Below are 26,746 nucleotides of genomic sequence, written 5' to 3'. Positions count from 1 at the left end.
TGCTATCCCATGGATCAGGAGGATTCATGCGCATTCGTACGGTTCTGGCCGCGGCGGGCCTGGCCACCGTCGGCCTGTTCGCCGGGGCCTCGAGCGCCAGCGCCGGCGACGACTACTCCTACCCGCCGGCTCTCCTGCACGGCGTGTACGAGGCCAAGGGCAAGTACATCGAGATGGACGAGGAGGAACTGGAGCTCGGGACCTACTCCGTGGAGAACCTGGTCCACGCGGAGCTCGGCAAGCACCTCCGCTGACCCTGGCACACACCTACCGGAGACACCCCAACCGCCCGCCTCCGCCCCGGCGTTGAGCCCCGGGGGGGGGGGGGCGGACGTGTGTCGCCCCCGCCGCGCTGTGGGATGATGCGGCGGGTGCGCTTCCACGCTGACCTGCATATTCACTCCAAGTTCTCCAGGGCCTGCAGCAAGGACTGCGATCTGGAGCATCTGACCTGGTGGGCACGGCGCAAGGGCATCACCCTTGTCGGAACCGGGGACTTCACGCATCCGGCCTGGTTCGCCCACCTCCAGGAGACGCTGCTGCCCGCCGAGCCGGGCCTGTTCCGGCTGCGCGACGAGCTGGACCGGGACATCGCGCGCCGGCTCGCGCCGGGTCTGGCGGCGGCGCCCGTGCGGTTCATGCTGTCGGTGGAGATCTCCACCATCTACAAGCGCGGCGACCGCACCCGCAAGGTGCATCACCTGGTCTACATGCCGGACTTCGAGGCGGCGGCCGAGTTCAACCGCAGGCTGGCCAGGATCGGCAACATCGCGTCGGACGGGCGCCCGATCCTGGGGCTCGACTCGCGGGACCTGCTGGAGATCGCGCTGGAGTGCGGCGAAGGCGCGTTCCTGGTGCCCGCGCACGTGTGGACGCCGTGGTTCGCGGTGCTCGGGTCGAAGTCGGGCTTCGACGCGATCGAGGACTGCTACGTCGACCTGGCGGACCACATCTTCGCGCTGGAGACCGGGCTTTCGAGCGATCCGGCGATGAACTGGCGTATCTCGGGCCTCGATCGCTACCGGCTCGTCAGCAACTCCGACGCGCACTCGCCGCCGATGCTGGGGCGCGAGACGACCGTGTTCGACACGGACCTCGACTACTTCGCGGTCCGGCGGGCGCTGGAGACGGGTGTCGGGCACGCCGGGTCGGTCGAGTTCTTCCCGGAGGAGGGTAAGTACCACGTCGACGGGCACCGCAAGTGCGGGGTGCGGATGGACCCGGCCGAGACCCGGGCGCACGGCGGGATCTGTCCCGAGTGCGGAAAGCCGCTGACGGTCGGGGTGTTGAGCCGGGTGGAGGAGCTGGCCGACCGGCCCGAGCCCGTACGGCCGCCGGGGGCGCCGGACTTCCGGAGCCTGGTGCCGCTGCCCGAGATGATGAGCGAGATCGTGGGCGTCGGGCCGAAGAGCAAGAGGGTGCTCGGGGAGATCGACCGGCTCACGACCGCGCTGGGGCCCGAGTTGTCGATCCTGGAGGACGTCCCGGTCGACGACATCGGGGCGCACATGCCGCTGCTCGGGGAGGCGGTCGCGCGGCTCCGGCGCGGCGAGGTGCTGCGGGAGGCCGGGTTCGACGGGGAGTACGGCGTGATCCGGCTGTTCGAGCCGGGCGAGCTGAAGCGGATGACGGCGGTGGCCGCGCCCGCGTTGTTCGAGGACGACGGGCTGTTCGGGGCGGCGGAGGCAGCTCCCGCGCCCGGGCCGCGCCGGGCCCCGGCGCCCGTGCCCGCGCCCCGCGCGGCGGCCACGGCACGAACGGCTGCCGAGGGACCGTTGCCGGGGCCCGGTGGGCTCGACCCGGAACAGGCCGCCGCCGCGGGCGTCACGCACGGGCCGCTGCTGATCATCGCCGGACCCGGCACGGGCAAGACCCGCACGCTCACCCACCGCATCGCGCGCCTGGTCACCGAGCACGGCGTCGCGCCCGAGCACTGCCTCGCCATCACCTTCACCCGCCGCGCGGCCGGGGAGATGGCGGAACGGCTCGCCGCGCTCGTGCCCGGTCACGCGCCGCGCCTGACGATCGCCACGTTCCACTCGCTGGGCCTGTCCATCCTGCGGGAGCAGCACGAACGGGCCGGGCTCAGCGCCGGGTTCGGCATCGCGGACGAGGCGCGGCAGGCCGGGCTCCTCGCCGCGGCGGGCGCGGACGGATACCGGGAGGCGCTGCGGGAGGCGGACCTGGTCGACTTCGACGACCTGATCGCGCTGCCGCTGGAACTGCTGGAGGCGGACCCGGAGCTGGCCGCCGCCTACCGCGACCGGTACCGCTGGATCTCTGTCGACGAGTACCAGGACGTGGACGAGCGGCAGTACCGGCTGCTGCGGCAACTCGCCCTGCCGGACGGCAACCTGACCGCGATCGGTGACCCGGACCAGGCGATCTACCGGTTCCGGGGCGCGGACGTCGGGTTCTTCCTGCGTTTCCGGGAGGACTTCCCGGCGGCCCGGACCGTGCACCTCACGCGCAACTACCGTTCCAGCGCGCGGGTGCTGACGGCCGCCGCGCAGGTGATCGCGCCCGCGACGCTGGTGCCGGACCGGGAGTTGCGCCCGCTGGGCGACCACGGTGACGCGCCGGTCGGTGTGTACCCGGCGGCGAGCGAGGCGGCGGAGGCGACGTTCGTGGCGCGGACCGTCGAAGAGCTGCTGGGCGGGGCCTCGTTCCACGCGCGGGACAGCGGGTGGGCGGAGACGGCGGGCACGGAGGGGCTGGGCTTCTCGGACTTCGCGGTGCTGTACCGGACGGACCGGCAGGCGCGGGCGGTGGCCGAGGCGCTGACGCGGGCGGGGCTGCCGTTCCAGAAGCGCTCCCACGACCGGCTGGCGGACCGGCCGGGCGTCGCCGAGGCCGTCGCCGCGGTGGGCGACGCGGCCGGGGACGGACGGCCGTTGGCCGAGCGGCTCCGGGAGATCGCGCGGAACGCGGGGGAGAACGCCGAGGTGCTGGGCGCGGTGGAGCTGCTGCTGCCGCTGGCCGAGCGGTGCGACGGCGATCCGGCGCGGTTCCGGGACGAGTTGGCGCTCGGCGTGGAGGTGGACACGTGGGACCCGCGCGCCGACCGTATCTCGCTGCTGACGCTGCACGCCGCCAAGGGGCTCGAATTCCCCGTGGTGTTCGTCGTGGGCTGCGAGGACGGGCTGCTGCCGCTGCGCATGCCGGGCGCGGAGCCCGACCCGGAGGGCGACGCGGAGGAACGGCGGCTGCTGTTCGTCGGAATGACGCGGGCGCAGCGGCATCTGTACCTCAGCCACGCGGCCGAGCGGATGCGCCACGGCCGGGTCCGCCCGGCCCGCAGGTCGCCGTTCCTGGACGACCTGAAGGACGCGGAACGGGTGGGCCGCTCCACTCCGCGCCGCCGCCCCGACGGGACCCAACTGCGCCTGCTCTGACGGGACCCGGCCGTCTCGCCACCGCGACGGGACCCGGCCCTGCCGCCACCGCCGGGCCGCCGGCCGTGCCGCCACCGCGGCGCGGCCGGAGCGCGAGCCGTCCCGGCTCCGGCCGCGCGGGGGTCAGCCTCTCGGGTAGCGCTCCAGCCAGACGCGGGCCGAGTCGGCCGGTCCGTGCAGGGCCGGGCCCTGGGTCATCTCCATCGCGAAGTCGTCGGCGAGCTCCAGGATCGTGGCCCGGCCCTCCAGTTCGGCCAGCCAGGCCGGGGGCAGGGCCGTCTCGCCGTGCAGGGCGCCCAGCAGGTTGCCGCAGACGGAGCCGGTGGAGTCGGAGTCGCCGCCGTGGTTGACCGCCAGCAGCAGGCCGTGGCGGACGTCCTGGGCGACCAGCGCGCAGTACACGCCGATGGCCAGAGCCTCTTCGGCCGTCCAGCCCTCCCCCAGCGCCTCGACACGCTCGGGGCTCGGCAGGCCCTGGCGGACCATGCCGAGGGCCTTCTTCAGCGCCTCGCTCGTCTCCTCGTGGCCCGGCCGGGTGGCGAGTTGCGCCAGCGCCTTCTGCACGGCCGCGTCCATCCCGTCGCCGCGCACCAGGGCGTGCACCATCGCCGCGAACGCGCCCGCCGCCAGGACGCCCGTGGGGTGACCGTGGGTCTGCGCCGCGCACTCGACGCTCAGCTGGAACACCAACTGCGGCTCCCAGCCCACCAGGAGCCCGAACGGAGCCGAACGCATCACCGTGCCACAGCCCTTGGAGTCCGGGTTCTTCGGCTTGTCCGTCGTGCCCATCGCCGGGTCGGCCAGGCCGCTCAGGCAGGCCCGGCCGGGGGCGCGCCGGCTGTACAGCCACTCCTGCTTGGCCAGCCAGCCGTCCTCCGCCCGCCGTTCGTCCGGTCCCCACTCGCGCTGCGTGGTGTACCAGCGGCGGTAGGCGGCGTGCACGTCGGTCGGCGGGTGCCAGGCGCCGGTGTCGCGCCGGACGTGGGCGCGGATCAGGCCGTCGACGGTGAACAGCGTCATCTGCGTGTCGTCCGTGATCGCGCCGCGCCGGCCGTACGCGGGCACGTAGTCGGTGACGCCGTCGGGCCCGTGCTTCTCGCGGATCGCGGCCAGCGAGTCGAACTCGATGCCCGCGCCCAGCGCGTCCCCGATCGCGCCGCCGAGCAGACAGCCCCGCACCCTGCTGCGGAAGTCCTGTTGCTCCGGGCGCCCCCACAGGGCGCCGCCGACCGGGGCGCTCACCCGTCCGCTCCGACGACCGGCAGCAGCCGCGGCAGGTGGCCGTCGGCGGCGAGGGCCCGTGCGACGCGCTCGGCCGGGACCTCGCCGTAGGTGGTGGTGCGCAGCCGTGACGGGCGGCCGGCCGCCTCGGCGATGGCGCGGAGATCCGCGACCGAGCGGTAGGAGCCGTATGTCGAGCCTGCCATGCGGGAGATGGTCTCCTCCATCAGCGTGCCCCCGAGGTCGTTGGCACCGGAGCGCAGCATCTCGGCGGCGCCCTCGGTGCCGAGCTTGACCCAACTGGTCTGGATGTTGGTGATGTGCGGGTGGAGCAGGAGGCGGGCCATGGCGGTGACCGCGCGGTTGTCGCGGTGACTCGGGCCCGGGCGGGCGATCCCGGCCAGGTAGACCGGTGCGTTGGTGTGGATGAACGGGAGCGTGACGAACTCGGTGAAGCCGGGCACGCCCTTCTCCTCGTTGGCCCGCTGGATGCGGGCGAGGGTGCGCAGGTGGCCGAGCCAGTGCCGGGGCTGGTCCACGTGGCCGTACATCATCGTGGACGACGACCGCAGGCCCACCTCGTGGGCGGTGGTGATGACGTCGATCCATGTCTCGGTGGGCAGCTTGCCCTTGGTGAGGACCCACCGCACCTCGTCGTCGAGGATCTCGGCGGCCGTGCCGGGGATGGTGTCGAGTCCGGCCTCCCGGGCGGCGGTCAGCCAGTCGCGGATCGACATCCCGGTCCTGGTCGCGCCGTTGACGACCTCCATCGGGGAGAACGCGTGGACGTGGATGCCCGGGACGCGTTCCTTCACGGCGCGCGCGATGTCGAAGTAGGCGGTGCCGGGCAGGTCGGGGTGGATGCCGCCCTGCATGCACACCTCGACGGCGCCGACCTCCCATGCCTGCTCGGCGCGTTCGGCGACCTGCTCCAGGGAGAGGGTGTAGGCGTCGGCGTCGGTGCGGCGCTGGGCGAAGGCGCAGAAGCGGCAGCCGGTGTAACAGACGTTGGTGAAGTTGATGTTGCGGGTGACGACGTAGGTGACCTCGTCCCCGACGACGTCGCGGCGCAGGTCGTCCGCGATGCGGGTGAGGGCGTCCAGGGCCGGGCCGTCGGCGTGCAGCAGGGCGAGCGCCTGGTCGTCGGTGAGCCGCACCGGGTCGTCGGCCGCGACGGCGAGGGCCGCGCGGACATCGGTGTCGATCCTCTCCACCACCATGCCCGGCGCGGCCATGTCCCTCAGCTCCGCCCAGTCCCCGTAGACCTCGTCGAAGTCGTCTCTTCGGTCGCCGGTGCGTCCCTCGGTGTCGATGGAACGGTGCAGGTCGGTGCGGCCGGTGGCGGTCAGCGGCTCGTCCGGCTCCTGCCAGGGCAGGCCGCGCGGCACGGCGTCCTCGCGGGCGAGGCCGGTGGCCGGGTCGGCGAGGGCGGTGACGTGCGGCACCAGCCGCGGGTCCAGCCAGGGTTCGCCGCGCTTGATGAACTCGGGGTAGATGGTGAGGCGTTCGCGCAGGGTGAAGCCGGCGGCGGCGGTGCGGGCGGCGAGGTCGTCGATGTGCGGCCAGGGGCGCTCGGGGTTGACGTGGTCCGGGGTCAGCGGGGAGACGCCGCCCCAGTCGTCGATGCCGGCGCGGATGAGCAGCGCGTACTCCTCGTCCACCAGGTTCGGCGGGGCCTGGACGCGGGCGGCCGGGCCCAGCAGCAGCCGGGTCACGGCCACGGTGGCGGCCAGCTCGGCCAGTTCGGCGTCGGGCATGGCCCGCATCGCGGTGTCGGGCTTGGCGCGGAAGTTCTGGATGATGACTTCCTGGATGCCGCGGTAGGCGCGGGCGACCTTGCGCAGCGCGAACAACGACTCGGCGCGCTCGGTGATGGTCTCCCCGATGCCGATGAGAATCCCCGTGGTGAACGGGACGTTGGACCGGCCGGCATCCTCCAGCACGCGCAGCCGCACGGCGGGCTCCTTGTCCGGCGAGCCGTGGTGCGGGCCGTCCGGCTCGGACCACAGGCGGGTCGCGGTCGTCTCCAGCATCATGCCCATCGACGGCGCGACGGGCTTGAGCCGCTGGAAGTCGGTCCACGACAGCACGCCGGGGTTGAGGTGCGGCAGCAGGCCGGTCTCCTCCAGCACCCGGACGGCCATGGCCCGCACATAGGCGAGGGTGTCGTCGTAGCCCTCCTGGTCCAGCCAGGCGCGCGCCTCGGGCCAGCGGTCCTCCGGCTTGTCACCGAGCGTGAACAGGGCTTCCTTGCAGCCCATGGCGGCGCCCCGGCGGGCGATGTCGAGGACCTCGTCGGGCGACAGGAACATGCCGTGCCCGTCCCGCCGCAGCTTGCCCGGCACGGTCACGAACGTGCAGTAGTGACAGCGGTCCCGGCACAGGCGGGTGAGCGGGATGAACACCTTCCTGGAGTACGTGATCACGCCGGGCCGTCCGGCGGCCTCCAGCCCGGCGTCCCGGACCCGGGCCGCCGCCGCGGCCAGCTCGTCCAGGTCGGCGCCGCGTGCGTGGAGCAGCACGGCTGCCTCCGCCACGTCCAGGGCCACCCCGTCGCGGGCCCGGCGCAGCGCGCGCCGCATGGAGGTGGCCGTCGGAACCTGCGCGCTAGTTGTCATTCTCTGAGCATAAGAGCGAAGAGACGCCTCGGACATGGCGTCTTTCGCTGTGCGCCCACTCCTTCATCCGGCTTCCCCCACCCGCCATCTACGCGTGTGACGCTGGCCACTTCCCTTCAGCTTCCCTTCAGCGACGTGCTCGGAAGGAGACGGATGTGAAACGACGCGACATGCTGAGAATGGGTGCGGCCGGCGGGGGCGCCGCGGCCATTACGCTCACCCCGGTGGAATTCGCACACGCAGCGGGGCAACAGGACGGCGAGGAGACCAGCACCGTCCGCGGTCATCTCGACACGGGCGCGCCCGACTTCGTCTACCTTCCGGTCCGGGTGCCGCGCGGGGTCCGGCGGATCGCCGTCTCCTACACCTACGACCGGCCGCAGGTCCCGGCCGGAACCCCCGGCAACGCGCTGGACATCGGCATCTTCGACGAGCGCGGCACCGACCTGGGCGGCGAGGGCTTCCGCGGCTGGTCCGGCGGCTTCCGCACCGAGTTCGCGATCAGCGCCGAGGAGGCCACCCCCGGCTACCTCGCGGGCCCGGTCAACGCCGGTACGTGGCACGTCGTCCTCGGCCCGTACACGGTCGCGCCGCAGGGCCTCGACTACAAGGTCACCATCACGCTCGGCTACGGCGGCCAGGGCCGCACCCCGCGCCCGGTCCACCCGCCGGAGCGGGCCGCCGGGCGCGGCCGGGCCTGGTACCGGGGCGACGCGCACCTGCACACCGTGCACTCGGACGGCCGCCGCACGCCCGCCGAGGTCGCCGCCGCGGCGCGCGCCGCCGGCCTGGACTTCATCGTGACGACCGAGCACAACACCAGCTCCGCGCACGGCGCCTGGGAGGGCCTGTGGGGCGACGACCTGCTGATCCTGTGCGGCGAGGAGGTCACCACCCGCAACGGCCACTACCTGGCGCTGGGCATCGACCCCGGCACGTTCGTCGACTGGCGCTACCGCGTGCGGGACGACGCGTACGCCCGTTTCGCGCGCCGCATCCACCAGGCGGACGGTCTCGTCGTGCCCGCGCACGCCCACGCGCCGTGCATCGGCTGCTCCTGGCGGTTCGGCTTCCAGGAGGCCGACGCCGTCGAGCTGTGGAACGGCCCGTGGACCCCGGACGACGAGCTGTCGCTGGCCAGTTGGGAGACGCTGCTGCGGGAGAGCGACACGTGGCTGCCCGCGATGGCCAACAGCGACGCCCACCGCGAACCGCAGGTCGTCGGCCTGCCGCAGACGGTGGTGCTCGCCGAGGACCTCACCCGGCGCGCCATCCTCGACGGCATCCGGGCCGGGCGCAGCTACCTGGCCGAATCCTCCGCCGTGCGCCTGGCGTTGACCGTGAGCGACGAACGCGGACGCCACGCGGGCATCGGGGAACGGCTGTCCGCGCCCGCCGACGCCCGGGTCACCGTGCGGGCGGAGGCGTCCGGAGTGCCCGACGGGATCGTGCGCCTGATCACCGACCAGGGCCTGATGCGCAGTCACACGCTCCCGGCCGCCGGTGAGGGGGCAGTGACGTGGCAGACAACCGTCGCTAATGTCGGGTACGTGCGCGCGGAGATCCGGCACGCACCGGCCGATGGTGGCGCTTCCGGAATCCCCGGACAAATGGCGGCGTTGACGAATCCGGTCTTTCTAGAGAGCAGCGCATCCGGATAAAGTTTCAGGTTCGCCCCACAAGTTGAGAAGGTTAAGCAGAGGACACCATGGTCAAGGCTGAGGGGACCACGGGGGGTCATACGGCTGCCTTGCACTTCGCCGTGCTGGGACCGGTCCGCGCCCGGCAGGGGGATCGCGACCTGCCGTCCGGTTCACCTCAGCAACGGGCCCTGCTCGCCACGCTGCTGCTGCGGCGCGGCCGGACGGCCACCGCGCAGGAGCTGGTCAACGCCCTGTGGGGCGAGGAGCCGCCGCGCGAGGCCGTGGCCGCGCTGCGCACATACGCCGCCCGGCTGCGCAAGTCGCTGGCGCACCGCTCCGGGGTGCTGGTGACCGAGCTGGGCGGCTACGCGCTGCGGCTGGCGCCGGGCGACGAGCTGGACGTCGACTCGGTGAACCAGCTGGCGGCGGCGGCCGAGAAGCTCGCCGCGGCCGGGGACCTGGCCGGGGCGCACGAGCTGTACGGGCAGGCCCTGGCACTGTGGGACGGCGAGGCGCTGGGCGGACTGCCCGGCCCGGAGGCCGAGATGCAGCGGGCACGCCTGGAGGAGCAGCGGCTGGTGCTCATCGAGCAGCGGCTCGACGTCGGCCTCCAGGCGGGCCTGCACGCCGAGTCGGTGTCGGAGCTGACCGCGCTGACGACGGCGCATCCGCTGCGGGAGCGGCTGCGGGAGCTGCTGATGCTGGCGCTGTACCGCAGCGGCCGGCAGGCGGAGGCGCTGGCGGTCTACAACGACGCGCGCCGGCTGCTGATCGACGAGCTGGGCGTCGAACCCCGCGCCGAACTCGCCGATTTGCAGCAGCGCATCCTCAACGCCGACGCCTCGCTCAACTACATCAGCGCCCCCTCGGCCGCGCCGGTGACCACGGTCCGTCCCGCCCAGCTGCCCGCCGCCGTTCCGGACTTCACGGGACGGGCGTCGTTCGTGGCCGAGCTGGGCGCCCAGTTGGCGACGGCCGGCGGGCGGGTGATGGCGGTCTCCGCGGTCGCCGGGATCGGTGGTGTCGGCAAGACGACGCTGGCGGTGCAGGTGGCGCACGCGGCCCGCGACCACTTCCCCGACGGGCAGCTCTACGTGGACCTTCAGGGCGCGGGCTCCGCCCCGGCCGACCCGGGCGCGGTGCTCGGCTCGTTCCTGCGCGCGCTGGGCGCCCCGGACGCCGCCATACCGGACGGCGTGGCCGAACGGGCCGCGCTCTACCGTTCATTTCTCGACGGCAGGCGGGTCCTGACGCTGCTGGACAACGCGCGGGACGCGGCGCAGGTGCGGCACCTGCTGCCGGGCACCCCGGGCTGCGCGACGCTGATCACCAGCCGGGTGCGGATGGTGGACCTGGCCGGGGCGCACCTGGTCGATCTCGACGTGATGAGCCCGGAGGAGGCGCTGACCCTCTTCACCCGCATCGTCGGCACCGAACGCGTCAGCGCGGAGCGCGAGGCGGCCATGGACGTGGTGGGGGCCTGCGGGTTCCTGCCGCTGGCGATCCGCATCGCCGCCTCCCGCCTGGCGGCCCGCCGCACCTGGACGGTGGCCACGCTCGCCAGCAAGCTGTCCGACGAGCGCCGCCGCCTGGACGAGTTGCAGGCCGGCGACCAGGCCGTGAAGGCGACGTTCGAGCTGGGCTACGGCCAGCTCGACCCCGAACAGGCCCGCGCCTTCCGCCTGCTGGGCCTGGCCGACGGCCCCGACATCTCCCTGGCCGCCGCCGCGGCGGTCCTGGACCGCGACGAGGAGACGACCGAGAGCATCCTCGAAAACCTGGTCGACACCTCCCTGCTGGAGTCCGCCGCCCCCGGCCGCTACCGCTTCCACGACCTGGTCCGCCTGTTCGCCCGCGCCTGCGCCGAACGCGACGAACAACCCCCGGCGGAACGGGAGGCCGCGCTGTCGCGGCTGCTGGACTTCTACCTGGCGACGTCGGCGCGGGTGCACGGGCTGGAGCGGCCGGGCGACCGCCTTGTCGCCCATCTGGCGCCCACCCGGTACGCGGGGCTGCGGTTCGACAGTCAGAGGGCGGCGCTGGACTGGCTGTTCGGGGAGGCCGAATGCATGCTGGCCTGCGTGCGCCAGTCCGCCGAGCGAGGCGGTGAGGCTCTGCGGCGGGCCGTCGACATCCTGCTCAGCACGCAGGATCTCGCGGAATCGGGCGTGTTCTCCCGGCAGTACGAGCGCGCCGCGCAGGTCGTGCTGGAGGCAGCCGGAGAGGTCGAGGCCACCCTGATCGAGGGCCGGGCCCGGATGGTGCTCGCGCACGCGCACAGCGTCGGCGGCCGGTTCGACGAGGCGGACGCCGAGGCCCTGCGCGCGCTGCTGCTCGCCCAGGCCGTCGAAGACCCCATTCCCTACGGCTACATGCTCAACGACCGTGGCATCCTCGCGATTTACCAGGAGCGGTACCAGGACGCCGAGGCGCACCTCACCCGGGCACTGGAGTCCTTCCGTGAGGACGGCAACCGCTCCTGCGAGGCGAGCGCGCTCAGCAACCTTTCGCGGGTCCATCTCGCCACCGGGCGCATCGAGTCGGCGGTGTCGCTGGCCGAGGAGGCGCGTGCCCTCTACAAGGAGCTGGGCGCCACCCTGCGGCTGGCCAACGCCAGTTACGCACTGGGGCTCGCCCTCACCCAGTCCGGCCGCGCGGACGAGGCGCTGACCGGGCTGCGCCAGGCCCTGGCCACCTTCCGCGAGAAGCGGCAGCGGCTGTGGGAGGGCATGACGCTCTTCCGGCTGGCGGAGACCCACCTCGCGCTGGCGGAGCCCGCGGAGGCGGCGACGCTCGCCGAGCAGGCGCTGGCCGCGCTGCGGGACATCGGCGGCGAGTGGCGGCGCGCGCAGGTGCTCACCGTGCTGGGCCGGGCGTTGCTCGGCACCGAGCAGCCCGGCCGGGCCCGCGCCTGCTGGGAGCAGGCCCTCACGGTTTTCGACAGGCTCGGCCGAAAAGATTCCGAGGAAGTCCGCAACCTTCTGGCCTCCACCACCGTCTGATCATCCGAACCGCCACCCGTGAGCATTCATCGAATGTTTATCGCGAGCTGACACGCTCATGCCCGCAACCGCTACCGGGGGGGATGGCGGCTGCCTGGCAGGGCTGTCCGTGCACCACGGGGGAGTCCGGTGGACGGTCCTGCCTCTATCGAGTCCACGACTCCTTAGGAGCTGACCGTGACCGACACCACGACCGAGCCCAACCTGGCCGAGATACAGACCATCGACCATCACGCCACCAGTGAGCCCGCTACGGGCCAGGGTGGCGACATCGCGACCGTGCCCCGGCCGAGGGACCCCGAGGCCATGGACACGCCCGAGGGCGACGTCGAGCTGGGGGGGCTGGGAACGGCCACCGACCACCACGCGACCGGCGAGCCCGTGGCGGATGCCGAGGACGACAGCGCCACGCGGCCTCGCATCACCAAGCCGAAGCCGGGGAACGACCTCCGGGTCGCGCGGGACCACCACGCCACCGACGCTCCGGCCAAAGGGGCCCACGTGCCCGTCAAGCCGAAGGACGACGGCGCCGACGGCGGCGATGCCGCCTGACCCGCACCACCCGTCCTGACCATGGCCGGCCGCTCAGCACTCGGTTGCCGAGCGGCCGGTTCTTCTATGCACCAGCTGAGCATTCTTCAGGTGACGGCTCCACCCTCCCTTTCGTCGCCATCTCCCCTCATCCGCCAAGGAGTTGACATGACCCGCAAGCAGCGAACGGCCGCCCTGTGCGCCGCCGCGGCGGCCCTTGTCGCCGCGCTCGCCGGACCGGCCGTCCTCTCGCAGCCGGACGGCACCGCGACCATCGCGGACCACCACGCCCTCAGAGTGACCGACGGCCCCAGCCCTTCATAAGGCCGGTGACAACGACCCGGTACGCGGCGGCGGGCGGGCCCGGAGGGGGCTCTCCGGCGTTTAGCGCTTGTTTATGGGGTCCTGTCATTCTCTTAAGTGACCGACCGCACAGGGGTGCGCGGTTGGGCCTCCCGGGCCTGTTCGGCGGTAACGGGGGAGCCGCCGAACAGGCCCGGTGCCGGTGAATCCGGCTCGGACGGCGCGGAGGGGGCGTCGTCCGGGTCGCGACCGGCCCGGGCCGGGTCGGCCGGGTCGCCGGTGGGGGCCGGCGGCCGGACCATCACGGCGACCCGCTCCGTGCCACACGGGGCGGGTTCCTGCCGCCGCGGCCCGTCCTGCGTCGCAAGACCCATACGGATCTCATCCTTCGCCGTGATCCTTCTCGTTCTCCGGTCCGATCCCGGCACGCCTCCGTCCCGTTAGCGTCGGGGTATGAGGATCGGACTTCTCGGCACCGGCACCGTCGCTCGCGCCCTCGCGTCCCGCTGGGCCGCCGCCGGACATGACGTCGTGCTCGGCTCCCGCAAGCCCGGGGAACGGGAAGGCAGGCCGGACGGCGGCCACACCGTCACCGGTCTGGCCGAGGCCGCGGCCCACGCCGACGTGCTCGTCAACGCCACCCCCGGCACGGCGTCCCTCGACGTGCTGGACGTGATCGGCGCCCCGGCCCTGACCGGCAAGGTGCTGATCGACGTGGCGGTCGGCCTGACGGAGGACATGCGGCTGTCGCACCCGGGCGTCTCGCTCGGCGAGGAGATCCAGGCCGCCCACCCCGAGCTGCGCGTGGTGAAGACGCTGTGCACGATCACCGCCGCGGTGATGGTCGCCCCCGACCTGCTGGACGGGCCGAGCACGGTCTTCCTCTCCGGCGACGACGACGACGCCAAACGCACGGTCGGCGGTCTGCTCACCGACCTCGGCTGGCCCGCGACGTCGCTGCTCGACCTGGGCGACATCGCCACGGCCCGGGGCCAGGAGCACTTCGCGCTGCTGTTCCTGGGCATCGCCGGGGCGCTGGGCACACACCGGTTCAACGTGCGGCTCGTCCCGGTGGCCCGCGCGGCGGTGCGGTAGGCCCGTACGCCGCCACGGCGTCAGGCCGCGGCGTCAGGTCGCGGCGGCGGGTTCGCGGAACGCACGGCCGCCGCCGCGCACCTTGTCCAGGACCTCCTGGCCCCTGCGGTCCACCTGGTGGGTGACCGCCTCCTGCGCCGCGCCGAAGATGGCCGACCAGGCGAGGATCTGCCCCGGGGTGTCCAGGTCGGACAGCCCCGGCACGACGCTGCCCCGCACCAGCAGCAGCCCGATGACGGCCGCCACCGCGCCGGCCGGGAGCTTCAGCAGCATCAGGGACATCGGCACCATGTACGGCGTCGTGGTCCCCTGGATCTTCCGCAACGACGCCGCCCCGGCCAGGGCCGCCGTCGCGAGGCCGACGGCTTCGACCGTGAGCACGTCCCAGCTCGACAGCGCGGTCCCGGTGGGGCAGGCGCGCTCGTTCCGCCGCGCGTCCTCGAAGCACATGTCGAAGACGCCCGGCTGCGCCGCCCCCCAGACGGCGAAGGCGACGGCGATGCAGGTCATCATCAGGGTGGCGCCGAACAGGCAGTTGCGGAACGACCGCACCCGCGCCCGTTCGGACTCCTCGGCGCCGTTGGCCGCCTTGAGGGCCCTGACCGCCAGTTCGCGGAACTCGGGCAGCAGCTTCTGGCCCGACGAGGTGAGGCGTTCCTCCAGCGCGCGGCGGCGCGGGTCCTGGGCGCCGAGGTGCTGGCGGACACGGGCCAGGACGTCGGCGGACCACCACTTCAGCTCGCCGGAGGGGGCGACCTGGAGCAGCTCGACCTCCACCTGATGGATGTTCGACCAGGTGGCGTCGACGTCGGAGCCGTACCAGGCCGCCTTCCAGGTGCTCCTGTCGGCTGCGGCCTCCCTGGCCCGGGCGAGCTGCCGCGCCACGCCGTCGAGCTTGCTCCGCTGGGCCGTCGCGACGAATCTCCTGCCCTTGATGCGTTCCAGGGCGTATTCGAGGCTGGCGATCTCGGCGAGGGCGCGCTCGCGCCACGACGCCCGGTCGCGGCGCGACCTGCGCCGGGCCGGGCCCTGGACCGCGCCTTTGCTCATAGGCCCATGGAACGGGAGGGCCGGGCGTGCCGCCCGCTGGGTACATTCGTCCGGGGCAACGGCCGGGGGACCGTCCCAGGGAACGGCCGTGGCGGATTCGCGGCGTGTCGCGGCGCGGAGCGACGGACTAGGGTCGGGGTCCATGGGAGTGCTGGACGGCAAGGCGGCCGTGGTCACCGGCGGTTCGCGCGGCATCGGGCGCGCGATCGTGGAACGGCTGGCGCGCGACGGCGCGCACGTCGTGTTCAGTTACGCGGCCAGCGCGGCGCACGCCGAGGAGGTGGAGCGCGCGGTCGGGAAGGCAGGCGGAACGGCGCACGCGGTGGCGGCCGACTTCCGGGAGCCCGCCACGGCGGAACGGCTCATGGAACGCGCGGAGCACCTGCTCGGCGGCCTGGATGTGCTCGTCAACAACGCGGTGCTGCCGTTCACCCCGACGAGGCTCGCGGACACGGACGAGAAGCAGTACGACGAGGCCATGGCGGCCAACGCCAAGGCCGTCTTCCTGACCATGCGGTACGCGGCACGCCGCATGCGCGACGGCGGGCGGATCGTCGGCATCTCCTCGCTCAACACGGCCCGCCCGGGGCCCGGCATCGGGACGTACGCGGCGAGCAAGGGAGCGCTGGAGCAGCTGTGCGCGGTCGCGGCGGTGGAGCTGGGCGGGCGCGGCATCACGGTGAACGTGGTCTCCCCCGGCGCCACCGACACGGACCTGCTGCGCGGCACGAACCCGCCCGAGGCACTGGAACGCGTCTCCGGCCTCACCCCCCTGGGCCGCCTCGGCCGACCCGCCGACGTCGCGGACGTGGTGGCCTTCCTGGCCGGTCCCGACGCCCGCTGGCTCACGGGCCAGAACCTCCGCGCGACGGGCGGCCTGGGCTAGGCCGGGCCGGGCCACGACGGCACGGTGCGGTACGGCGCGGTACGGCGCGCGGCCTCCGGCCGGTACGTCCGGCGTGCGCGGAGCCGCTGGGCGCCCGCCGGCGCCTCCGTGCCCCCGGCGGGGGCAGACCCGGCGAGGCGTCGTCGAGGTCGGCGCCCTCGGGGTGGTGTTCCGCGCGCGGCCGGGCCGGGGTGCACAGGCCCGCGTCGAGCCCGGCCACGCCGCCGCCGAGGGAGCGGGCGGCCTGGGCGCCCGGGCCGAAGGCCCGGGGTCAGTCCAGGAAGACCGTCACCGCCAGGGGCAGGTGGTCGGAGGCGGTCGTGGCGCGGAGGCGGAAGTCCGCGAAGGAGACATCGGCGGCGCCCAGGATCCAGTCGACGCGGCGCGGGGGCGAGACCGCCGTGTTCGCGTCCGGGTCGCCGTTCTCGTCCTGCGCGCTGCGGAAGCCCGCCTCGCGGACGGTCTCGATCTCCCGCGAGCCGGGGCGCGCGTTGAGGTCCCCGGCGAGCACGGTGTGCGGGTCGTCGCCGGTGGCGCGCAGCAGGGGGTCGAGCTGGCGGAGCCGTTCGCCGGGGTCGCCGCCGCCGTCGAGGTGGGTGGTGACGACGCGAGCCCGTTCGCCGTCCGCGAGGCCGACCGTGACCCGGGCCCAGGAGCGTCCGCCGGGCAGGCCGCCGGTCGCGGATTCGCGCACGGGCAGGCTGGTGAGGACCAGGTTGCCGGTCTGCCGGTCGGCCGCCCTGGCCCAGACGGTTTCCACGTCGAGGTGCCGTTCCAGCCAGGCCGCGAGGTCGAGGCCGCCCGCGCCCGTCCAGCCGCGCGGGACCTCCTGGAGCACCACCACGTGCGCGCCGGACTCCTCGATCACGTCCAGCACGGCCTCGGGGTTCAGCTCGCCGTGGCGGTCGACGGCGGCGTGCACGTTCCACGACAGCAGCCGGTACACCCCGCCCGCCGTGTCCGTGGGCAACGGGTCGGGCGCGGGCCGCACCGCGCCCAGCAGCGGCGGCGCGGCCAGCAGCAGCGTGGCCATGATCACCGGGACGAACCGGCCCGGCACCACCCCCTCGGCCGCTCCGGCGTCCGCCCCGGCCTCCGCCCCGGCGGGCGCCCGCAGCGCGGCCAGGGCCAGGCCGAGCGCGGCGAGCGTGGCGAACAGCCCCGGCACCCACCCCAGCCGGTACGGCAGCACCAGCAGCGCCGCGCCCAGCACGGCGCCCGCGCCCGCCACGGCCAGGTCGGCCAGCGGCCCCCGGCCGGTGGCCAGGCGGACCGTCAGCGCCCGGCGCAGCACCAGCGGCAGCACGGCGACCCCGGCCAGCGCGGCGAGCGCGGACAGGCCCGGCAGCCACACCGTCACCAGCACCGCGACCGGCAGCACCAGCACGACCCGGCGCGGCACGGTCTCCGACAGCAGCCAGACGGCCAGTACCGTTCCGGCCGCGATCCACAGCCCGGCGGCCGTCGGCGACACCCCGGCCCGTGCCGCGACCAGCCCCGGCGAGGCCAGCAGCACCGCGTACAGGCCGAACGCCGGTCCCAGCAGCACCGGCTCGGCGCCCCCGCCCGCCACCGTCTCCGCCGGTCCGGCGTCGGCGCGCCAGGCCAGCGCGCCGAGCAGCGCGGCCGACACGAGCGCGACCAGCCAGCCCGGGAGCCCGCCGCGCCACACCGGATCCAGCAGGTCGAGCGTCAGCCGCAGCGCGACGTCCACGCCCACGCCCAGGGCGATCGCCCGCGCCACCTGCCCCGGCCCGCCCTCGGCGGCGGCACGGCGGACGACGAGCACCAGCGCCGCCAGCGCCACGCCCGTCACCAGGGCGACCACCGGAACGGTCCGGACCGCCGGCACCTGCACCAGCAGCCGGGCCACCGCCAACGCCCCCACCGCCGATGTGACCGCGCGCCGGGTGCCCAGCCACCACGTCAGCGGACCGGCACCGGCGGCGGCGCACAGCGCCAGCACGGCCGCCGCGACCGTTCCCGTGGTGCCCGAGAGCCGCAGCGACTCCAGAGTGACCAGTGTGGTCACGGCGGTGAGCAGGGGCAGGGGCAGGGTCGGCGCGGCAGGGGTCATGGCCGGGACGTTAGCGCCCGCGAGCGGGGCGCCGCCGTTCGGGGTGCGGGGTGGGCGGGGGGCGCGTAGCGTCGAAGGACGAGCCGTCAGGTGAATTCCGCAACTGAGGGAGGCTCGACATGTGGCGCAACACGCTCGGCTTCGTGCTCGCCGCCATCGCCGCCGCCGCCGCTCTGGCCAGCGTTTTCTTCGACTGGTACGGCGCCCGCGACGGTCGGCGCTTCGAGTGGACGGAGCTGTTCACGGCGGACGGCATCACGGCCGACAACGCCAGTCTGTTCGCCGGATTGTTCCTGCCCATGCTGGTCGCCGCCGCGCTGGCGGTGACCGCGATCCTGCTGCGTTCGCGGCTGCTGATGCTGCTCGCGGGGATCACGGCGCTGGGCATCACGATCCTGTGGATGGTCCGCCAGTACCAGGTGACCGACAGTCTGGTCATCGGCCAGAACGGGCTGAAGTGGCCGGTGGCCGTGGCGCTGGGCTCGGGGCTGCTGATGCTGTTCAGCGCGGGCGGCATGGCGGGACGCCATGTGCGCGAAGAGCGCGCGCCGGTCGCCGAACCACGGCCGCGTCGCGGGCGCTTCGGCCGCCGCGCGGAACCGGGCGAGCCGTACTCGCGGCACCCGGACTACCCGGAGGACGAGGCCGGACAGGTCCATCAGGGCCCGTGGCCACGCGACACGCAGGCCCCGGAGCCGCAGCCCGGCGAACCCACCCACGAAACGACCCGCCGAGGCCGTCACCGACACCGCCGCGACGCGGCCTGACCGACGGGGCACAGGAAGGACCCATCCGGGCACGCCCGGGAGGCCCGGCCCCGGACCGGACCTCACCGGGCCGCCCCGGAACCACGGCTCAGGACCGAGCCGCCACCACGGCCCCCGGTCGGACAGGGCTTGGGCCCGGGGGGCGGGTCGCCAGACCCGTGGCGGGACGGTCGACGAGGGACGGTCGACGGCCAAAGCCGTCACCGCCACGACGCGGCCCGAGCCATGTGGCGGGCCGGTTCAGGGGACCGAGCCGCAGGGTCGCGTTCCGTGGTCGTGGGAGGGGCCGGCTTCCGCCGCGCCCGGCCCGGAGGGCTACGTCGCCTGGCGGGTGCCGCGGGCCGCGTCCAGGGCGTAGACGCAGTGGTCCTTGCTGCACGCGAAGATCATGCCGTCCGCGGCGGCCGGGGTGCCGGTGATGGCGCCGCCCGTTTCCAGCTTCCAGCTCAGCCGGCCGCTCACCGCGTCCAGCGTGTACAGGCAGTGGTCCTCCGAGCCGAAGTGCAGCCGGCCGTCGCTGACCACCGGGGAGCCGACGATCGAGTCGCCCGCCGCGAAGCGCCAGCGCGGGGTGCCGCTGACCGCGTCCAGCGTGTACATCGCCGTGCCGCTGCCCAGGTGCACCAGGCCGTCCGAGACCACCACCGGCTCCAGGGACTGCCGCGCCTCGGTCGCGATCCGCCAGCGGTCGTCGCCGGTGGCCGGGTCCAGCGCGTACACCGTGCCGAGGTAGTCCGTGAAGTACACCCCGGCGGAGCGGGAGGCCGGGGACTGGTACGTCGCCGGACAGAGGATCGCGGCCGGGGCGTCGAACCGCCACCGCTCCGCGCCGGTCGCCGCGTCCAGAGCCAGCACCCGCGAACCGGCGCACACGAACACCACGCCGTCGTCCGTGGGCGTGACCCGCACCGGCACTCCCCCGGTGGCCGAGGTGTCCCCGACCGGATACCGCCACATCTCGGAGCCGGTGCGCGCCTCCAGCACGTACAACTGGCCCTCGCCCCACGCGTAGACAACGCCGTCGTGCATGACGGGCGCCGTGTCGTGGGTCTCGAAGTCGGCCTGCGCGCCGGTCAGCTCCCACAACTGCTCGCCCGTGCCCGGCTCCCACGCCTGGACGCCGCCGCCCCGCGTGGCGGTGACGACCGTGCCGCGCTCGGCGCGCAGCGCGTAGATCCAGGTGTCGGTCTGGATCCGCCAGCGGTCGGAGCCGTCCGTGGCGTCCAGCGCGTACAGGCTCGGGCCGTCCGAGGCGAGCACCCGGCCGCCGGTGACGGCCATCGACCAGGCGACCTCGCGCGTCTTGAACTGCCGCCGCCCGCTGGCCACATCGAGCGCGTGCACCTCGAACGACGTGACGTACAGCAGGCCGTCGCGGACGATGGGCGAGCCCCACAGGTCGTTGTTCATCCGGAAGCGCCAGGGCCGCCAGCGCGCCGGGGCGGCGGCCTCGGTGGCCGGTCCCGGGCCGGGGCCCTGCACCTGGCCCGGGTGGGCCGTGGACGGGCTGGGCATGGACGCGGCCGGGGCGCCGGTCGGCGGGCGGGCCCAGTCCGGGGAGTGCGGCACGAGGTGGTCGCCGGGCGCGGCGGGCTCGCCGCGCTGCGGCCCCGGCCCGATCGGCATCCGCGAGCCGGGCAGCCGCACCGGCCGCTCCTCGCTCGGCAACGGCCCGGTCGGCGGCCCCGGCAACGGTCCGGTCGGCGCCCCGGTCGGCGCCCCGGAGGGCGGCGGGGGCGACGCGGACGGCGGGCCGACGGGCGGCCCGGTCGGCGGCCCGGAGGGCGCGGGCGGGATGGCCGGGAGCGGCGGGACCGGCGAGGGCCGCCCGGACGGCATCGGGGGCCGGGCGGGCGGCGACGCGGGCGCGCCGGGGGACGCGGGAGGCGCGGACGGCGGCGCCGACACGGCCCCGGCGGGCACCGGCACCTGCGGCCCGCGCCCCCGCCGCCGCTCGATCAGCGCCACCGCGCCCGGCGGCAGCCAGGCGGAGGCGGTGCCGGTGTCGTCGCTGGCGGCGAAGAGGTGCGGCGCGAGCTGCGCCTGGAGGTCGGCCGGGGTGGGGCGGTCCTCGGCCTTGTGGACCATGAGCGACTCGATCAGCGGGCGCAGCTCGTCCGGCAGCCCGGACAGGTCGGGCCGCTCGCGCAGCAGCATGAACACCGTCTCCACCGGGTTCGCCCCGTGGTAGGGCGGGTGTCCGGTGGCGGCGAAGACGAGCGTGGAGGCGAGGGAGAAGACGTCGCTGGCACCGCTGACGCTGCGCGAGTCGCGGGCCTGCTCGGGCGACATGTACGCCGGGGTGCCGACGGCGACGTTCGTCATGGTGAGGCGCGTGTTGGAGACGCCGGAGGCGATGCCGAAGTCGATGACGCGCGGCCCGTCCTCGACGACCAGCACGTTCGACGGCTTCAGGTCCCGGTGGACCAGGCCCGCGCCGTGGATCGACTGGAGCGCCTCCGCGATCCCGGCGGCCAGCCAGCGCACGGCGGCGGGCGGCAGCGGCCCGCACTCGGTGACGATCTCCTCCAGCGAGGGCGCGGGCACATAGGCGGTGGCCAGCCACGGAACGGCGGCGCGCGGATCGGCGTCCACCACGGCCGCCGTGTAGAACCCGCTGACGGCGCGGGCGGCCTCGACCTCGCGCGTGAAACGCACCCGGAAGAGCTGATCCTCGGCGAGCTCGCTGCGCACCGTCTTGATCGCGACGCGGCGTCCGGACGCCGAACGAGCCAGGTACACGAGCCCCATGCCCCCGGCGCCCAGCCGGCCGAGCACCTCGAACGGCCCGATCCGCCGCGGATCGTGCTGGGTTAGCTGCTCCACCATGTGCTGACACCTCCCCGTACGGGCGCTGCTTCTCCGCCCCGAGCAGCATCTCATCACCAGACGGCCCCGCGGACCTTCGGGACGATTCTTCCCCCCGGGACTGACACTGGCGAACCCGGGGTCTGGATTGAGCGAAGTGCACGGTATGCCCCGAGGTGCCTACCACAAGACCATCCGTTCGGATGCGATCAAATCGCGCCTTGATCACGCGTCGATAAGCTGACTGGCATGACAGGACAGGTAACGACCGTCGACGGCCGGGTCGCCGGGCGGCGGGGGCAGGCGACGCGGCAGAAGCTGCTCGACTGCCTCGGAAAGATGCTGGGCACCTCGCCGTACCGCGACGTGAGAGTCATCGACGTGGCCCGCAAGGCAGGCACCTCACCTGCAACGTTCTACCAATACTTCCCCGATGTGGAGGCCGCGGTCCTGGAGATCGCCGAGGGCACCGTGCGGGAGAGCGCCGAGCTCTCCTCGCTGGTCGCCGGGCGCTCCTGGGCCGGGAAGGCGGGTCGGCAGACCGCCGAGGAGCTGGTCGAGGGCTTCCTCGCGTTCTGGCGAAAACACGACGCCATCCTGCGCGTGATCGACCTCGGCGCGGCCGAGGGCGACCGGCGGTTCGTGCGGATGCGGACCCGTGTGCAGGGCGCGGTGGTGAAGCCGCTGGCGGACACCATCGAGAGCCTCCGGACCAAGGGCCGCGCGCCCGACGACGAGGTCACCCCGGCGGCGCTGGCCGGTTCCCTGGTCACCATGCTGGCCGCGGTCTCGTCGCAGCCGAAGAGCCTCCAGGCGCTGGGCGCCAAGCAGGCCGAGCTCAAGCCGACCCTGGCGCTGCTGGTGCACCTGGGGGTCACCGGCCGGAAGCCCGCGAAGTAACGGACCGGGCGGCGCCGCCCGGTTCCTGTCCCCGGCACGGCGCGCGCTCCGTCGCGTTCACGACCCGCCACCCTCTGTGAGGGCGGCGGGTCGTCTGCGTATGCTCATGGACATGGCTACGTCCCCTGTACACGTCATCGGGGCCGGTCCGGCCGGGCTCGCCGTCGCGGCTGCGCTCGGGCGCCGGGGAGTGCGGACCGTCGTGGTGGAGAAGTCCAGTGACGTGGGGGCGTCCTGGCGCGCGCACTACGACCGGCTGCGGCTCCACACCACCCGCCGCTGGTCCTCGCTGCCGGGGCTGGCGATACCGAGGTCGGCCGGGCGCTGGGTGGGGCGCGACGACTTCGTGCGCTATCTGGAGACCTACGCGCGGCACCACCGGCTCGACCTCGCCACCGGCGTCGAGGTGTTCACCGTCGATCGCCCCCAAGGGGGTGACGACGACTGGCTGTTGCACGCGACCGGCGGACGCCGGCTGCGCGCCGGCGCGGTCGTGGTGGCGACCGGCCTCCACCACACGCCGATGCTGCCCGACTGGCCGGGTCTGGCGGACTACACGGGCGAGTTGCTGCACGCCGGTGCCTACCGCTCCCCCGAGCCGTTCCGCGGCCGGGACGTGCTCGTCGTGGGCACGGGCAACACCGGCGCCGAGATCGCCGCGGACCTGGCGTCCGGCGGCGCGGGGCGGGTGCGGCTGGCGGTGCGGACCGCGCCGCACATCGTGCGCCGCGCCACGCTGGGGTGGCCCACGCAGGCCAGCGCGATCCTGTGCCGGAGGCTGCCGGTCGCGCTGACCGACCGGCTGGCCCGCCGCTGCGAGCGGCTGCTGGTGCCCGACCTGACCCGGCACGGGCTGCCGCGCCCCGGCACCGGGCGGTACTCGCGGGCGCGCGAGGGCGCGATCCCCGTGCTGGACGCGGGTCTTGTGCGGGCGGTGCGGCACGGCCTGGTCCAACCCGTGGCCGCGGTCGAGGGGTTCGACGGCGGCAAGGTGGTGCTGGCCAACGGCGACACCATAGGCCCCGATGTGGTGATAGCGGCGACCGGCTACCACAGCGGCCTGGGGCCGCTCGTCGGGCACGTGGGCGTGCTCGACGGCCGGGGACGCCCGCTGGTGCACGGCGCGGAGACCCACCCGGCCGCGGAGGGCCTGTACTTCATCGGCTACACGAATCCCGTCAGCGGGAACCTGCGCGAACTGGCGCGGGACGCCCCGAAGATCGCCGCCGCGATCGCCGAACGGCAGACCGTGGGCAGCGCGCGGCGCTGAAACGGTGGGCGGTGCCGAACGGCGCGCGGACGCTCAACGGCGGCGATGCGCGAGGCCGGACGCGCGTGTGAGGGGACTCCCCTCCCCATGCGGGGAGGGGGCCCTGCGGGGTGATCCGCACTCGCCGAGGCGCGCCCGCCACGGGGGCGGGGCCTCGACGTCCCCTCGCAGCGCATCACCCCATCCCGTCCGATCCGGCCTCCAACGGACTGGACGGAATACTTCCTCAGGGTGATCAGGCCGACACGGGACGTCAATAGCCGGCCGGAACTCTCCTGCCCGGCTCCGACGGCTCTGAAGCCTCTTCACCCCTGGGCGAACCGGCCGGCGAGCAGTCGAGCTCGCACCAGACGCGTTTGCCCTGTCCCTCGTGGTGCCAGCCCCAGCGGTCGGCGAGCACCTCCACCAACTCCAGCCCGCGCCCGCCGGTGTCCTCGCCCTCGGCATGTCTGGGCCGAGGCGCGCGGCTGCTGTCGTCCACCACCTCCAGGCGAACCGGAACGTTCCGCCCGGTCGCCACCTGCCGAACGGCGAGGCGCAGCACGGCCGGACGGCCGGTGTGCACCACCGCGTTCGTCACCAGCTCGGACACGAGCAGCACCAAGGTGTCCGTCTGCGACTCGTCAGGACGGGCCGGGCAGGGCTGCCCCTTCCCGAGCTGCGCCCGGACCCATCGCCGGGCACGGCCCACCTCCGAAGGCTCGGGGGCGACATCCAACTGTTTTTCCAGCTCCTGCACCGTTCACACCATCCGAACCGGGCGGACAAATCCCCTCACACCGAGCACAATCTCGGTGGGGGCCAGCATGATTGACGCGCGAGTCGGACAACAAGTGCTTCAGGAATATTCCGGCGCAAAGGAGTAAGCACACGCGGACCTGTGCGAGCGCTCAACCGCTCACTCGAACACTACTCAGGCAAGGCTCATTCGCACCGGCGCGAGCCGGGCACCGGCCCGCCTCACGCGGACAGGGCCGTCCCGGCGTCGCCCGCCGCCGCGTCCAGGTCGGGATAGCAGTCGAACAACCGCCGCACACCGAGCGCCGCCAGCACGCGGTTCACATGCGAGCCGTCCTCCGCGCCACGCGCGGGCAGGATGAGCCGAAGCTCCCCGGCGCACGAGCGCATCAACCGGCGCGCGGCGACCAGCACCCCGACCCCGCTGGAGTCGCAGAACACCACCTCGGACAGGTCGAGAACGATCCGTTTGCGGCCGTCCGCCACCGCGTCGTGCACCTGATGGCGGACGGTGGGCGACGTCGCCAGATCCAGCTCACCGACGACCCGCAGCACGGCCCACACCCCTCGCTGCTCTCCCTGCACCCTCAACGCCACGCCGCCGGGCCCCTTCTGTCGTCCATGCCACCTCTGCCGTCCGCCGCCGCCGCGGCCGGTGCCGCAGCCACCGCTGTCGCTCACTCGTCGCCAGGAGAACCGATTCTCTCCGAGCGGCCTGCCCACTTTCCCCCGCGCCACGCGTCACCTCTTCCCAACGGCGCTCCCACCGGACCCGGCCCGGATCCGGCCCGGGTCCGAGTCGCGCCCGGTCGTGTCCGGGCGCGTCCGGGGCGCGGATCGTCGCACGGGAGCGCGCACGAACGGCGCCGCGCACTACATTTGACGCTACGCACGGGGCCGGAGGTTGTCGCAAGGCCGGTGACGAGCGGGAATTGGGGGCCTGATGGCGCACGAGACACCGCCGCGCTGGGACCGGGAGATGCAGCAGCGGCTTGAGCGCGGAGAGGCCGCCGCCCTGGCCGAGTTGTACGACCGCTTCGCGTCGCTGGCCTACGGCATCGCGCAGCGGGTCCTCGACGACGAGGCCGCCACCGCGCAGGTGACCCGCGAGGTGTTCGCGGTGCTCTGGGAATCGCCGCCGGACTTCACCCCCGACACCGGCCCGATGCGGTCCTGGGTCGCGGGCCTGGCCCACCGGCTGGCCGTCCAGCGGCTGCGCGCGGACCTCGACGGCCGGGCGAGCGGCGCCGAACGGGCCGAGGCGGCCGAGCAGGTCCGGTCGGCCTCCACGGCCGCCCGCGCCGACTACATCGTCACCTCGATGCCCGCGCCACTGCGCGAGGCACTCGAACTCACCCGGTTCCAGCGGCGGGACTACCGGCAGGTCGCGGAACAGCTCGGCATCACCGAGGCGGAGGCCCGCCGCCGGTTACGGCTGGGCCTGCAACTGCTGTCCACCGCCGCCCAGTACGACGCGGAGGGCCTGTGACCAGACCGCACGCCGACAACGGATGGAGACCGGACCGGTGGGACCGGCCGGACCGATACGACCGGCCGGACGGGTGGGACCCGCCGGACCGACACGACCCGCCGGACCGACACGACCGGCCGGACGGCCCGGACGGCCCGGACGGGAAGACAGGCGGGGAAAGAGGGGAAAGAACAGGCGGCGAGCCACGTGTACCGCGCCCCCGGGACGGGTTCACGGAGTTCGTGGAGTCGTTCGCACGGGCGGGCCTGCTGCCGCCCGGCGCGGAGGACGCCGCGACGGCCCCCATCCGGCAGCGGGAGGCGAACGAGCCGATGTCCGCCCACCACGACCTCATGTCCCTGCTCGGCGCCTGGGCGCTGTCGGCCTGCTCCCCGGAGGAGACCGCCCGCGTCGAGGCCCACCTCGGCGACTGCGGCCGGTGCGCCGAGGAGGCCCTGCGGCTGCGCGAGGCCGCCACGTTCCTCGAACCCCAGCGCAGCCTCGACCTCGATCCCAGGCTGCGGGTGCGCGTGCTGGAGACCTGCCTCGCCCGCCGCCCCGCCCGGGAGCCGGTGCCGCCGTGGGCCGCGCCGCTGGACGCGGAGGCCGCCCGCCTCGACGCGCTGCTGAACGACATGGCCGAGGACGAGTGGCGCGCACCCGTCGAGCTGCGCTGGTTCGAGGACGAACGGTGGCACCGGAGGGCCACGACCGTGGCCGGGGTGCTGGACCATCTGCTGTCCACGGACGGGCTGCTGGCCAGGGCGGTCGGCCTGCCCGACCCGCTCGCCCCGCTGGTCCCCGGTACCGGGGACGACCCGGTGGCCCGCACCCTGGCCCGCTGGCGCGCCACCCCCGAACCGCGCGCCGAACCCCGCGCCCCCTGGCTCCCGTGGCGGGAGCAGATCCGCGCGCTGATACGGGCGGCGGCGAGCTGGCAGAAGACCACGTCGTCCAGCGCCACATGGGCC

20 protein-coding genes are annotated in these 26,746 nt (G+C 74.3%); 13 read left to right on the top strand and 7 right to left on the bottom strand.

Going from position 1 to position 26,746, the window contains the following annotated elements:
• Window positions 1-26 precede the first annotated feature (26 nt).
• Both ACSNOC_RS13960 and ACSNOC_RS13955 read left to right on the top strand, forming a co-directional pair.
• Complete coding sequence (locus tag ACSNOC_RS13960) at window positions 27-254, top strand: hypothetical protein (RefSeq protein WP_436747715.1); 228 nt, start codon at window positions 27-29, stop codon at window positions 252-254.
• 117 nt (window positions 255-371) lie between these two features.
• Window positions 372-3,395 carry a UvrD-helicase domain-containing protein gene (locus ACSNOC_RS13955; RefSeq protein WP_436747714.1) on the top strand — a complete coding sequence of 1,008 codons (3,024 nt, stop codon included), beginning with the start codon at window positions 372-374 and terminating at the stop codon, window positions 3,393-3,395.
• A gap of 123 nt (window positions 3,396-3,518) precedes the next feature.
• On the opposite strand, the gene ACSNOC_RS13950 is transcribed toward ACSNOC_RS13955, so the two are convergent.
• The gene (locus ACSNOC_RS13950) at window positions 3,519-4,637 is read right to left on the bottom strand and encodes an ADP-ribosylglycohydrolase family protein (RefSeq protein ID WP_436747713.1); all 1,119 of its coding nucleotides are present in this window, start codon (window positions 4,635-4,637) and stop codon (window positions 3,519-3,521) included.
• Window positions 4,634-7,234: a bifunctional FO biosynthesis protein CofGH gene (locus ACSNOC_RS13945; RefSeq protein WP_436747712.1), complete on the bottom strand. Its 2,601-nt coding sequence runs from the start codon at window positions 7,232-7,234 to the stop codon at window positions 4,634-4,636. Before ACSNOC_RS13945 ends, ACSNOC_RS13950 begins: the two co-directional genes overlap by 4 nt.
• A gap of 170 nt (window positions 7,235-7,404) precedes the next feature.
• Between ACSNOC_RS13945 and ACSNOC_RS13940 the strand changes: the two genes are divergently transcribed.
• From ACSNOC_RS13940 to ACSNOC_RS13920, 5 genes are all read left to right on the top strand, one after another.
• Window positions 7,405-8,895, top strand: a complete 1,491-nt coding sequence (locus ACSNOC_RS13940; RefSeq protein ID WP_436747725.1) for a CehA/McbA family metallohydrolase — start codon at window positions 7,405-7,407, stop codon at window positions 8,893-8,895.
• 47 nt (window positions 8,896-8,942) lie between these two features.
• Window positions 8,943-11,879 carry a BTAD domain-containing putative transcriptional regulator gene (locus ACSNOC_RS13935; RefSeq protein ID WP_436747711.1) on the top strand — a complete coding sequence of 979 codons (2,937 nt, stop codon included), beginning with the start codon at window positions 8,943-8,945 and terminating at the stop codon, window positions 11,877-11,879.
• Window positions 11,880-12,056: 177 nt separating this feature from the next.
• On the top strand, window positions 12,057-12,431 hold the full coding sequence (locus ACSNOC_RS13930; protein WP_436747710.1) for a hypothetical protein: 375 nt from the start codon (window positions 12,057-12,059) through the stop codon (window positions 12,429-12,431).
• A gap of 147 nt (window positions 12,432-12,578) precedes the next feature.
• Window positions 12,579-12,734 (top strand): hypothetical protein, encoded by a 156-nt coding sequence (locus tag ACSNOC_RS13925; RefSeq protein ID WP_436747709.1) that lies wholly within the window; start codon window positions 12,579-12,581, stop codon window positions 12,732-12,734.
• A 432-nt stretch (window positions 12,735-13,166) separates the two neighbouring features.
• Window positions 13,167-13,808, top strand: a complete 642-nt coding sequence (locus ACSNOC_RS13920) for an NADPH-dependent F420 reductase (RefSeq protein WP_436747708.1) — start codon at window positions 13,167-13,169, stop codon at window positions 13,806-13,808.
• A gap of 33 nt (window positions 13,809-13,841) precedes the next feature.
• On the opposite strand, the gene ACSNOC_RS13915 is transcribed toward ACSNOC_RS13920, so the two are convergent.
• A complete protein-coding gene (locus ACSNOC_RS13915; protein WP_436747707.1) occupies window positions 13,842-14,858 on the bottom strand; it encodes a hypothetical protein in 1,017 nt (338 codons plus the stop codon).
• A gap of 142 nt (window positions 14,859-15,000) precedes the next feature.
• Here ACSNOC_RS13915 and ACSNOC_RS13910 point away from each other — a divergent pair, with 142 nt between their 5' ends.
• Entirely contained in the window at window positions 15,001-15,744 is a 744-nt protein-coding gene (locus tag ACSNOC_RS13910) for an SDR family oxidoreductase (RefSeq protein ID WP_436747706.1), read from the top strand.
• 271 nt (window positions 15,745-16,015) lie between these two features.
• On the opposite strand, the gene ACSNOC_RS13905 is transcribed toward ACSNOC_RS13910, so the two are convergent.
• Window positions 16,016-17,821 (bottom strand): endonuclease/exonuclease/phosphatase family protein, encoded by a 1,806-nt coding sequence (locus tag ACSNOC_RS13905; protein WP_436747705.1) that lies wholly within the window; start codon window positions 17,819-17,821, stop codon window positions 16,016-16,018.
• 119 nt (window positions 17,822-17,940) lie between these two features.
• Between ACSNOC_RS13905 and ACSNOC_RS13900 the strand changes: the two genes are divergently transcribed.
• Entirely contained in the window at window positions 17,941-18,588 is a 648-nt protein-coding gene (locus ACSNOC_RS13900) for a hypothetical protein (protein WP_436747704.1), read from the top strand.
• 315 nt (window positions 18,589-18,903) lie between these two features.
• Here the strand turns inward: ACSNOC_RS13900 and ACSNOC_RS13895 are convergent, their stop codons facing one another.
• Entirely contained in the window at window positions 18,904-21,417 is a 2,514-nt protein-coding gene (locus ACSNOC_RS13895; protein WP_436747703.1) for a serine/threonine-protein kinase, read from the bottom strand.
• Between the two features lie 228 nt (window positions 21,418-21,645).
• Between ACSNOC_RS13895 and ACSNOC_RS13890 the strand changes: the two genes are divergently transcribed.
• Window positions 21,646-22,296 (top strand): TetR/AcrR family transcriptional regulator, encoded by a 651-nt coding sequence (locus tag ACSNOC_RS13890; RefSeq protein ID WP_436747702.1) that lies wholly within the window; start codon window positions 21,646-21,648, stop codon window positions 22,294-22,296.
• Window positions 22,297-22,402: 106 nt separating this feature from the next.
• On the top strand, window positions 22,403-23,566 hold the full coding sequence (locus tag ACSNOC_RS13885; RefSeq protein ID WP_436747701.1) for a flavin-containing monooxygenase: 1,164 nt from the start codon (window positions 22,403-22,405) through the stop codon (window positions 23,564-23,566).
• Between the two features lie 253 nt (window positions 23,567-23,819).
• On the opposite strand, the gene ACSNOC_RS13880 is transcribed toward ACSNOC_RS13885, so the two are convergent.
• Together ACSNOC_RS13880 and ACSNOC_RS13875 are read right to left on the bottom strand one after the other, a co-directional pair.
• On the bottom strand, window positions 23,820-24,305 hold the full coding sequence (locus tag ACSNOC_RS13880; protein WP_436747700.1) for an ATP-binding protein: 486 nt from the start codon (window positions 24,303-24,305) through the stop codon (window positions 23,820-23,822).
• A 221-nt stretch (window positions 24,306-24,526) separates the two neighbouring features.
• On the bottom strand, window positions 24,527-24,901 hold the full coding sequence (locus tag ACSNOC_RS13875; protein ID WP_436747699.1) for an STAS domain-containing protein: 375 nt from the start codon (window positions 24,899-24,901) through the stop codon (window positions 24,527-24,529).
• Between the two features lie 346 nt (window positions 24,902-25,247).
• Here ACSNOC_RS13875 and ACSNOC_RS13870 point away from each other — a divergent pair, with 346 nt between their 5' ends.
• Complete coding sequence (locus ACSNOC_RS13870; RefSeq protein ID WP_436747698.1) at window positions 25,248-25,793, top strand: sigma-70 family RNA polymerase sigma factor; 546 nt, start codon at window positions 25,248-25,250, stop codon at window positions 25,791-25,793.
• Window positions 25,794-26,017: 224 nt separating this feature from the next.
• A partial coding sequence (locus tag ACSNOC_RS13865) for a zf-HC2 domain-containing protein (RefSeq protein ID WP_436747697.1) occupies window positions 26,018-26,746 on the top strand: 729 nt, incomplete at its 3' end.

The sequence above is a fragment of the Streptomyces sp. URMC 129 genome (assembly GCF_051386415.1).
Taxonomy (GTDB): Bacteria; Actinomycetota; Actinomycetes; order Streptomycetales; family Streptomycetaceae; genus Streptomyces.
This window is presented reverse-complemented; position numbering and strand designations above follow the sequence as displayed.